The sequence below is a fragment of the Lactiplantibacillus garii genome (assembly GCF_003885105.1).
Taxonomy (GTDB): Bacteria; Bacillota; Bacilli; order Lactobacillales; family Lactobacillaceae; genus Lactiplantibacillus; species Lactiplantibacillus garii.
This window is the reverse complement of sequence record NZ_QWZQ01000063.1, coordinates 1-10,286: the sequence shown is the minus strand read 5'-3', so window position 1 is coordinate 10,286 and position 10,286 is coordinate 1. Positions and strand designations below refer to the sequence as shown.

Here is a 10,286-nt window from a genome sequence, read left to right as displayed (position 1 = left end):
CAATGACGGATCTCACTAATTCTTTTTAAGTCGTCACTTGATAACTTAGCCTGCTTTTTTTCGTAACCAGTAATCAGTGTCATAAAACGTCTAACAAATTTAGTTTGCCCGTATATTCCTAATCCGTTCACCTTACAATACTTTTTATAGTATTCGTATAGATAATACGTAGGAATTTTATTGATATTGATTTCGTCAAAGAAACTAGACTTAAAACCTATTAGCGGATCGTTATCTTCTTCAAACTCTGTTAGAGCTTGCTGTGACGCTGTAGGAATATCAAACTTTTCAAAGTCTAATTGTAAGGCTTGATAGAGAACGTACTCTAACACCGCTTGCCGGGCTATATAATCATTGCGAACGTTCCAATTATCGCCATTACCTTGAAAGTGATTATTAAACGGCACAATCACAATCCGCCGTATAGTACCGCCCTTATTATGGAAATTTGGCAAGCCGTTACATGATTGAATAATCGTAGGCATTAGCCGGGCTGTATAGCCGTCCTGTCCTTTATTCTCAACGTTTACCAAGTCCCCAGTAACCACACTGTTAAAATTGCTACTGTCCTTAATATAGATATCCGGGGCAATATCATCACCAATACAAACCGTTTTACCAACTAATCCCGCTAGCCTGAAACGCATATCAAACTCATTGACTTTCAACGTGGCCACGTTAGCATTTCCAACCAAGTTACTAATTAATTCCTGAAAGGTGCCTTTACCGCTGCTACCTAGTTCACTAAATAAAAAGATAGCCTTTTTTCGGGTATAGTTTCCGTTTAAGCTGTCCGCAATGACTTCCCAAAACAATTTTACAATCTCCTGATCATCACAAGCCAGCTCATTTAGCCATCCGTCAAACGTCCACCCTTTAATATTAGGCGGTACCGGGTTCTCATGATAATCAGTCGCAATCTTAGTTGTAAATACGTACCTAGGACTGAACGGCATTAACTTGTGTTGGTGTAAGTTCCATATCCCGTTATTAACTGGCACTAAATAACGATCATTCGTTAAGGTTTGCACCTTGGCCACCGTCTTTAAGTGATAGATAACATCTTCTGCTTGCCGTTCCACAAAAGGCCGGTACATGATGGCAATTAACTGCTTTAAAAATAGATAGTTCTGGGTATAGATCCCCTGATCTGGCAAATAGACCGCTAACCGCTCGCTTTCATTATTAGCAAACAGGCAAAAATGGAAGTGCCGCCGTAGTATATCCGCCCCGGCTAAAGTTGTTAGCGGCGGTAGCTTATCTTGCTTAATTTGCCTATCGGTCTGATGATCTAATTGCCATAGCTCTACTTCATCATGTAAAACGGATGCCATTTCATCCCGGTTTTTAAATTTCTTTTGCAGATTAGCCGTTTTTTTCGGCTTGTGATTATAACCAGCTATTGCCTCTTTAATATCATCATCCAAGGCTCAACCTCCTTTCAAATTCGTTTAATAATTGATTTAAAAATCGTATTTACTTCTTTATCCGGTAACGGCGGCTGTAATCGTTCATTAGCATATTGCAACAATTCGTAGGCTGTGCCACCATCACAACCCGTCCGCAATATTTTTCCTAATAATGACGTTAAATAGCTGTTGCGGTTGCCCTCACTAGTCCCAGTTGTTAACTCGTCTAGCAACCGTCCTGCCCATGTTTTACGAATCCGTGAGGCGTGTTCTGGCGTCCTGTTCATCCGTTGACTGGGTAACAGGTCATTCATTAACCACTGTGGTGCGTCTTGAATAGTCGCACCGGCTTCAATTGATTTATAAGCACCGCCATTAATCATGCTAGGGGCAATCAAAATAAAATCAGTTAGTACATCAATGCCCGGGTATAGATTTATATGCCTCTTAACGGCTAGCCTGGTAGCGCATCTAAAAAAGTAGTGCAGTCCGTTATTCGGTGTCCGCTCAATATAGGTATCAGACGGTAACGTCTTGCCCTGGTTATTTAGTTGTTTCATGGTCTGCACGCCGTCTGTTTTACCGTGCCGGTCAACGTCTACTACCAATAAGCCGGCTTGATCTAATCGCATACCAAGGTTTGCCCTTGGTACATGCTCAAACCACCCCGCAATAGTTTGGATGTCAGTGGTAGCGTCCTGATAACCGCTACTGCCCTTTAGTGGCACTTTACTGTTAGGTGCTAGCGGATAGACTGGAATGCCGTCACCGGCCAGCTTTAACGCTGTGGTAAGTACCTCCGATTGTTTCATACATACTCACCCGCCTTAGACCGTTTCGCCAATTAACGGGATGATTTGGACGGACGCCAATTCATCCGCCGCCCCAATACTGTTCAACTTGATATTATGGATCTGCTGGCTAATCTTTAGCCACTTCCGTTCATTCATGGCGGTGCCATTAACTAGCTCTTGTAAGTAATCTAACTGAACTAAGGTTCCTTGTAACGTGGCCTTAGCGTGGTTTAATTGTATTTGTGTATTATTCATGGTCTGTATCCTCCTCATCCCGCGTCATAACTTCTTTAATAGCAGCATTAACCCCCGCTGCGGTATCGTTAATGTTCGCAATAACGTGTTTAACACCGGCCAATTTATTTTCAATGGCTGAAATTGAATTATCCGTAGCCTGAAATTCAGATAAAGCACTATAGAAAAGAATCCATTGGTTATCCAACTCTTTTCTTAACTCGTCAGCATCCAATCGAGAATAATCGGGCATTTCATCAACTGCTTTTTTAAGTACTCGCCTAATTAAATCATTCGCAACTAAAGCAGTGCGGCATGGTTGCTTTACCTCACTTAATAGGGTTAGTGCTTTCTCACAATCACTGTTAATATCGGTTAACTGGTAAAGATCGTTATACCTTTTTTGCATTGATTTTATTCGCCTTTCTATTTAAATCTGTTAAAATGAAAGACGTAAAAAGGTTATCTAATAGGACTTAGCAACCTTGAACCCTGTAACTCGCCAAAGTTATGCAGGGTTCTTTTTTTACGCTCAATCATCATTACACTCCTAAAATATTCCCTCTAAAAACGTGTACGTATCTTTAGCAATCACCGTTGTATTGTCTAGTTGACCGCCATATTCAGATACACCATCTTCCAGTATTGCCATCAATGATAAATAGTTATCCAATACAACAGACGTGTTTACCTCACCGTTGTTGTATTTTTCTAATAGCTCATTCTGGGTCATAATCAACTTAGTAAGATGGTCAACCGTTACCCGCTGCCCGGCATTACTAGTCTGTATGGCTAACATTTGGCCAGCTATTCGTATTAGTTCCTTAAATTGATTATCAGTTAACTCAAAGTTGTGTGTCTTTGCCATTCGTTTTCCCCCATTCCTATAAAATGCTGCAATCAAACAAATTTGTTTGGCCGTAAAACATTGATTTAACCGTGACGGACAAATATGTCCGCCACGTTGTAACTAAGCTAACTAATAGCAATGCCCGTGCCGCCAGCATCTTTTATTTAGTAATAATCCCATTGCCGTTAATAAACTTGTCAATATCGTACTTACTGACCAACGTTGTACCGTTGATTACATGCACCGGTAGTCCCCGGCTTTTAATCCAGCCACTAAAAGTGCCACTTGATACCCCGGCGTAGTCCGCCCCGGCTTGCTTACGTAACCACTTCTGACTAATTCCGGCATCCCGCTTGGCGGATGCTACCGAATCACTGACCAAGTTATAAACGTAGTCCCGTAGTTGTTTACTCTGGTCATCCCCTAGAATCACACTTAGCTTCTCGCTCAATTGTCCTCACCACCTTTCAAGGCTCTACAAAGCTTGTTCCAACTCTACAATTTAATTAATAGTTGTCTTAGCCGGCAGTGTTAACCGAATTTGGTAAACAACCCCTTGTATCTGTAAATCTGCCTTAATTTGTTGATAGTTATGTTTCATACCTAGTAACACTTTAATTTGCTGTTTAACTCGTTTAACTGCATCCGCCTCACTAGCGCTTAGATAGTGGGTAATGGCTTCCGTTTTAGGGATGTTCCGAGCTTTACGCAATTCATTCACGTTGACCCCTAACGCCTGTTTATATACCAGCTTATTAATATTGATATACAAATGACCGTGTTCACCCAGTGCTGGGCTTTCACTAATAGCAGCGTGCAAACTTTTGGAGAACTCCTTACCTAGTTCAAATTTAGCTTGTCGCAAGATCAAATCACGTTTCATTACAGTAAACTGATTTACTAATCGTTCCTGAAACTTTTCAACTTGTGGCGTATGGCTCAAATAGAAAAATAGCAGCATTGTTTGACGCTCGTTTAGCTGATAAGAAACTGCCGTCTGCCCGCTTGATAAAGGTGTGAATACCGTTCCCACCTTTCCAAAACGTTCTAATCGTTTTATATGATTTTGAATAGTACGTTTAAGCGAACGGCGGTTTATACCTGTGTTATCCGCAATAATGTCGGATGTTGTGTACGCCGTGGCGTCTAACCGCTGTGAAGTCAGTGTTACTAGGTCGTTCATGGCTTGTCCTCCTCTACTTGGCTACCGGTTTCGGCTTATATTCAATCAGTTCACTAAGTGGGATTTGTAGGTAATCGCAAAGTTTCCGTAACGTATTAAATTTGGTATTTTTAGTTCTTTTATAGTACAAATCTGTCAATGTCTTACGGGAAATTCCGGTTGATTCTTGGACAGTTGAAATTGAAATTAATCTTGCGCCCAAAATTTTAGAAAAATTATTATTCATAGAAATTGCGTCCTCTTTCCTATAGGTATCAATTATTTAATTATGTGTATACGATACACCCGAGAACGAAACCGTGCAACTCATAATATCCACATTCGTTTGATTTTGTTACCTTTAGGTGTGATAATATGTAATAAATTATTGCAATTAGGAGTTGGCCTACATGATAGAAAGTAACTTACGTTCAATTTTGGACAAAAATAATATATCCATTTCCGATCTATCAAAATCAACTAAAATATCAAGAAAAACGCTGACAATGCTTGCAGACAATAAAAGTAATGGTATTAAATTTTCTACTCTCAATACATTGATTAATGTCCTTGGCGTCTCTGTAAATGAAATATTAAACTTCTCTAGTGATGAAACTATTACAATATCAGCTTTAACCATCACTGATGACAACGTTGTTACATTTTTGGCAAAGCATAGCAATAAAACAACCCATGAAAGTAAATCAATGTTGTTGACTACCACTTTCAAATATTTTGATAACATTTTTTCTTTCTCAAGCCCTGCTCCTGTAAGTGGGGATGATAATTGGCCTGCTTTTTTTAAACTCGTAACCAATTCTAAGGACACCCCTACTTTATCAACTGGTAACACTAATCTTGCCATGTCTTTAGTGCCTGATTCAATTGATAACAGTAGGTCTGCAAATATTCTGCACTCCTTTCAAATTTCTAATCAATTAGAAGAATCATTGGTGCATGATTTCTCAATCGAGTTACTACTTAGATTTTGTATTGCAATTGGCAACTCCGAACGCCCCTATAACAATGAAATTTGGAAAATGGAGAATACGAGTTTGCCAGCTTTTATAATTCATTGGAAGCTGAGGGAAGATGATTTTGATCCAGAAAGAGAATTTATTGTTGTTCTTAAGCAAAGAGATATTGTGGAATATATGAATCATAACGGAGTGGAATTTTAACCAATCGCCTTACATACCCGTGCCCGCCAGCTGGATATGAAAGGATCCTTAACATGGCAACATTCAAGCAGTACAAAACTAAGTCCGGTTCATATTGGGAAGTCTTTGCATCCGTTGGTAAAAATACCAATGGTCAAGCTACCCGGATGCACAAACGGGGCTTTAAAACAAAAAAGGAAGCCCAATTATGGACTTCCAACATGCAAGTAAGTTATGAGAAACAGGGTTATATTTCCAACAATGATATTACCTTTACCGAATTATATAACAAATGGTTCAAGGAAGAATACAAACAGCAGGTAAAAGAATCAACGTGGGCTAAGACGGCGGATATATTCAGGCTCCATATCACGCCCTTATTAGGCTCGCAACGGGTTAAGAGTATAACTGTCGCCCAATGCCAGACAATCGTTCATAACTGGCTTAAACAGGGCTTAAAACAGTACCGGCGCTTTCGCACCTATGTAATTAGCGTCTTTGACTTTGGGGAACGGATGGAACTAATTACCCGTAACCCAATGGCAAAAACTAGCATCCCTAAGCAGAAAACACAGCAACAGGCTCCCAAAGTAGAATTTTATGAGAAGTCCGAACTAGTTCACTTTCTAGAGTGCGCTTATGACTACGACAACCCGCAAGCGTTTATGCTATTCCGGCTGTTAGCCTTTACTGGCGTGCGACGTGGTGAAGCACTGGCATTACAGTGGCGGGATGTTAATTTTGATACCGGTGAAATAACGATTAACAAAACCCAGTCACTCGGTGAAAACTGGCATATCGTTACCCAGACGCCTAAGACCAATAGTAGCTATCGAACCATTACCACGGATGCTAAAACGCTGCAATGGCTCCATAAGTGGCGAATAACGCAAGCACGGCAGTACTTTGAGCTTGGTTATAACGCTAAGTCCCCTAAACAGCTTGTATTCTCTAGTCAGGATAATAAGCCGCTGGCACCTAGTATGCCCGATCATTGGAACCGGAGTATCTGTAAAGCCTATGACCTCCGGCGTATAAAAATTCACGCTTTTAGGCATACTTTTTGCACATTGTCCTTTGAAGCGGGCGCATCCGTCAACGAGGTATCTAAGACCCTGGGGCACGCTGATTTAAAAATCACCCAGCAAATTTATTTACACGTCACTAAGAAACAAAAAAACGAGGCAGCTTCTAAACTGGCTCGCTACATGGATATATAAATCCGTGGTGCATTTTGTGGTGCACTTGTGGTGCAGATTATTTGCACCACAATGTGTGCTATTGTAATTTCTGGCAAACAAAAAGCCGTCAATCAAGGCTTTTTGCACCTCATTGACGGCTATTGTTTATCCTCTATTGGGCTAGCTGGGTTCGAACCAGCGCATCACGGGATCAAAACCCGTTGCCTTACCACTTGGCTATAGCCCAAAAATGAAATGGAGGGGAGTGGATTCGAACCACCGAACCCGAAGGAGCGGATTTACAGTCCGCCGCGTTTAGCCAGACTTCGCTACCCCTCCGTAAATCATTCAACTATATTAGAATACATAATTTTGAATAAAAAATCAAGGCTTTTTTCAAACTTTTTTGATTTTAATTCAAATCAAGCAAGCGGGTCTCTTGGTACCATTCTGCCATGAAACTATCCGCCCGCCACTCGTTAATTCGCTTCAAGCCATAGCCGACTGCTTGATCGTAGTAGGTCGTTGCGCCGAAAGTTTTAGGCGCCGGATGGATATGGAGGTGGCCAAACAACACGTGGGCGACGTCAAACTTTTCCAGTAAACGCCCTAATCGGGGTGTCCCCATTAGGGCGTTAGCCCGGTTCCAGAAACGGTTATCATCAGAAATCCGGATGTAATCCGCCCGTGGTACAAAGTGCGTCATAAAAACGACCCGTTTACGTTCAGCACGTGCCAAACTCAGTTGGGCCTTAACCTGATTTAAGACCAAATCGGTCCGTTCTAAATCACTTAACGGCTGCTCAATCGCCCGGTCGATCCAAAACGCATTTTTCCAATGCAAAAAGTCCGCGCTAGTAGTCCCCGGAATGCCCGCTGCAAACTGGTAATCGTACCAACCGTTATTACCGATGATTCGCCAATCCGTGTTCGGAATATCCACGTACTGATTATGCAGGCACCCGGCAAAGCCCCCCTTTTCAAGCTCGTCAAACGTCACGCCGTGAACCATGTCATGATTGCCCGCAATCCAGCGAACTTGCGTGTGCGGGCCTAATAGGGCCTGTAAATCAACAACGAATTGCTGACTGCGTTGAAAATCGTTAAATAGGTCCCCGGCAATCAAATACCACTGGACCCCGTTTTGTTCCAAATACGCGGCCTGGGCTTGCATCATCGCAGCCGCATCCACCCGGTTGACGTCAAAATGGTTATCACTACTAAATGCTAAACGAACGATGATGCTAACCTCCCAATAAAAAAAGATACGTTATCCATAAGATAACATACCTTTTAAAAAATTTCGTTTTAGAGAATCCCCTTCATCGACCGTTTAATCGATGGCACCATGGCAAAGAGGATGATTCCGAGAATAACACTGGAAATCCCGATAATGGCAAAGTACGGAACTTCGGTTTGTGTTGAGTAGAACTTAACGATTTGAGCGTTTAAAGCACTCCCAACAGAATCGGTTAAGAACCACATACTCATCATTTGTGAGGCAAAAGCCTTCGGCGCTAATTTCGTCGTTACGGATAAACCGATTGGTGAAATCAACATTTCAGCAATTTCAACTAATGCCCAGCTACCAACTAACCATAACGGACTAACCTTGCCAGCCGTCCCAAAGAGGGCTCCCGGCATGGCCATCAATAAGTAAGAGGCACCGGCAAAAACTAACCCAACCGCAAACTTAGTTGGTGAACTAGGTTGCTTCTTCCCCCATTTCGTCCATAACAGTACGAACGGTGTGGTGTATAGCATGATAAACAGCGGGTTCAAAGTCTGGAAGTCGGATGCAGCTAAGTGCATGAAGCCCAGGTTCAAGTTGACCCGGTTAGCGGCGAATAATGCCAGCACTGCGGATCCCTGTTCTTCAATGGCCCAGAATAAGGCGGCCGCAATGAAGAGTGGGATGTAGGCCCGTACACGGGAACGTTCCGTGGAGTTGGTCTTTTCCGACGTTAACATCAAAATGAAATAAATGATTGGCGTTACTAAAACCAAAATCGTAATCAGGTTAATAATATTGTTTAACGTCAAAGCGTTCATTAATTGCATTAAAATCAAAACTAAAACTAAACCAACGACCCCAAAAGTTACTCGCCAAACGAGTTTCTTAACGTCCTTGGGTTCTAACGGATCAGTCGGGTACAAACTGGCAGTACTCAAGTTCTTCTTACCATCAAAGTAATATTGTAACAAACCGAAGAACATCCCGATTGCAGCCAATGAGAAACCTAAGTGGAAATTAATTCCTAAACCGACCCGGCCAACTAAAATTGGTGAGATCAAGGAACCTAAGTTAATCCCAAATACAAACACACTGAAGCCGGCGTCACGCCGAGTATCTTCCGGACTATATAATTGACCAACCATGTCTGAAACGTTAGGTTTTAATAAACCAGTCCCGATAACAATCAGGGCGATTGAAGCAAATAGTGCCGGTGCACCAAACGGTGTCGATAGCACGATGTGCCCAACCATGATCAAAATACCACCGTAAAAGACCGTCCTACGACTTCCCCAGACCCGGTCACTTAGAAAGCCACCAAGTACACTGGAAACGTAAACTAACGCTGAGTAAATTGACATAATGGATGCAGCCGTCACTTGGTCAAAGCCAAGGCCACCCTTTGCGACACTATAATACATATAGTAGATTAATAGGGCGCGCATCCCGTAGTAACTGAACCGTTCCCACATTTCAGTGAAGAACAACGTACGCAGTCCACGTGGTTGGCCAAAAAACGACCGATCCAGTTTTTGCTCTTTATCCAATTGAATTTCCTCCAAACTTAATCATACAGCTTGTGTTTCGTTTAAAAGTAACAAAATTTGTTTCTTAATTAAACATAATAACTATTATACTAGCCTTAATCTTAATCAACAATACGCCTAACCATTTTCTAATCTAATGGTCATTAATTAAAATTCAAGCATATCATTATCGGGTGATAACAAAGCCCGGCAATTCACGAAATAACCGAATAACATTGTAATTACTGATCCTAAGATTATATTTTCACTAACATTAATTTCTAATTTAATATAATAATATTAATGAACAGTAAACGATTTCTTAACGTAGTTTTTGCTTAAAAATCTAATTAAATAAATTGAGCGCGGACCTTCTGCGAAGTCGGCTAGTCAAAAAACGGGCGGTTTTGCGTTATCTGCGCAAAACCGCCCGTTCAATTAATATGCTGACTGGTCTAAAAAAGACGAGAACCACGTCTCGTCTTTCGAAGTGCCGGCTACCAGAGTCGAACTGATGACCCTCGGTTTACGATACCGATGCTCTACCAACTGAGCTAAGCCGGCATGATATAAAAAGAGATGTTAACATTAATGCCAACATCTACTGTCACTCCGACAGGCGGGCTCGAACCGTCGACATCTTGATTAACAGTCAAGCGCTCTACCAACTGAGCTATGTCGGAATAATCGCATGGCAACGTCCTACCCTCGCAGGGAGCGATCCCCCAACTACTCT

12 protein-coding genes and 4 tRNA genes are annotated in these 10,286 nt (G+C 41.8%); 2 read left to right on the top strand and 14 right to left on the bottom strand.

What is annotated here, in order from left to right:
* The 8 genes from D1831_RS13160 to D1831_RS13125 all read right to left on the bottom strand — a co-directional run.
* The coding region (locus D1831_RS13160; protein WP_125073319.1) for a DNA primase family protein at positions 1 to 1,427 on the bottom strand (1,427 nt) is incomplete at its 3' end.
* Between the two features lie 14 nt (positions 1,428 to 1,441).
* Entirely contained in the window at positions 1,442 to 2,221 is a 780-nt protein-coding gene (locus D1831_RS13155) for a bifunctional DNA primase/polymerase (RefSeq protein ID WP_125073318.1), read from the bottom strand.
* Between the two features lie 15 nt (positions 2,222 to 2,236).
* On the bottom strand, positions 2,237 to 2,458 hold the full coding sequence (locus tag D1831_RS13150) for a hypothetical protein (RefSeq protein WP_125073317.1): 222 nt from the start codon (positions 2,456 to 2,458) through the stop codon (positions 2,237 to 2,239).
* On the bottom strand, positions 2,451 to 2,846 hold the full coding sequence (locus D1831_RS13145) for a hypothetical protein (protein ID WP_125073316.1): 396 nt from the start codon (positions 2,844 to 2,846) through the stop codon (positions 2,451 to 2,453). Before D1831_RS13145 ends, D1831_RS13150 begins: the two co-directional genes overlap by 8 nt.
* A 141-nt stretch (positions 2,847 to 2,987) precedes the next feature.
* Positions 2,988 to 3,305 carry a hypothetical protein gene (locus tag D1831_RS13140; protein WP_125073315.1) on the bottom strand — a complete coding sequence of 106 codons (318 nt, stop codon included), beginning with the start codon at positions 3,303 to 3,305 and terminating at the stop codon, positions 2,988 to 2,990.
* 142 nt (positions 3,306 to 3,447) lie between these two features.
* Positions 3,448 to 3,738, bottom strand: a complete 291-nt coding sequence (locus tag D1831_RS13135) for a helix-turn-helix domain-containing protein (protein ID WP_225422896.1) — start codon at positions 3,736 to 3,738, stop codon at positions 3,448 to 3,450.
* A gap of 51 nt (positions 3,739 to 3,789) precedes the next feature.
* Positions 3,790 to 4,470, bottom strand: a complete 681-nt coding sequence (locus tag D1831_RS13130) for a Rha family transcriptional regulator (protein ID WP_125073314.1) — start codon at positions 4,468 to 4,470, stop codon at positions 3,790 to 3,792.
* 13 nt (positions 4,471 to 4,483) lie between these two features.
* Positions 4,484 to 4,696, bottom strand: a complete 213-nt coding sequence (locus D1831_RS13125; protein ID WP_125073313.1) for a helix-turn-helix domain-containing protein — start codon at positions 4,694 to 4,696, stop codon at positions 4,484 to 4,486.
* A gap of 163 nt (positions 4,697 to 4,859) precedes the next feature.
* Here D1831_RS13125 and D1831_RS13120 point away from each other — a divergent pair, with 163 nt between their 5' ends.
* Both D1831_RS13120 and D1831_RS13115 read left to right on the top strand, forming a co-directional pair.
* A complete protein-coding gene (locus D1831_RS13120; RefSeq protein ID WP_125073312.1) occupies positions 4,860 to 5,630 on the top strand; it encodes a helix-turn-helix domain-containing protein in 771 nt (256 codons plus the stop codon).
* A 53-nt stretch (positions 5,631 to 5,683) separates the two neighbouring features.
* Positions 5,684 to 6,829, top strand: a complete 1,146-nt coding sequence (locus D1831_RS13115) for a tyrosine-type recombinase/integrase (protein ID WP_125073311.1) — start codon at positions 5,684 to 5,686, stop codon at positions 6,827 to 6,829.
* A gap of 136 nt (positions 6,830 to 6,965) precedes the next feature.
* On the opposite strand, the gene D1831_RS13110 is transcribed toward D1831_RS13115, so the two are convergent.
* From D1831_RS13110 to D1831_RS13085, 6 genes are all read right to left on the bottom strand, one after another.
* Positions 6,966 to 7,037, bottom strand: a tRNA-Gln gene (locus tag D1831_RS13110).
* Between the two features lie 9 nt (positions 7,038 to 7,046).
* Positions 7,047 to 7,129: transfer RNA gene (locus D1831_RS13105), tRNA-Tyr, on the bottom strand.
* 73 nt (positions 7,130 to 7,202) lie between these two features.
* Complete coding sequence (locus D1831_RS13100) at positions 7,203 to 8,030, bottom strand: metallophosphoesterase (RefSeq protein ID WP_125073310.1); 828 nt, start codon at positions 8,028 to 8,030, stop codon at positions 7,203 to 7,205.
* A gap of 68 nt (positions 8,031 to 8,098) precedes the next feature.
* Positions 8,099 to 9,571: a peptide MFS transporter gene (locus D1831_RS13095; protein ID WP_125073309.1), complete on the bottom strand. Its 1,473-nt coding sequence runs from the start codon at positions 9,569 to 9,571 to the stop codon at positions 8,099 to 8,101.
* Positions 9,572 to 10,041: 470 nt separating this feature from the next.
* A tRNA-Thr gene (locus tag D1831_RS13090) sits at positions 10,042 to 10,114 on the bottom strand.
* 46 nt (positions 10,115 to 10,160) lie between these two features.
* Positions 10,161 to 10,233 (bottom strand) — tRNA-Asn (locus D1831_RS13085).
* Positions 10,234 to 10,286 lie beyond the last annotated feature (53 nt).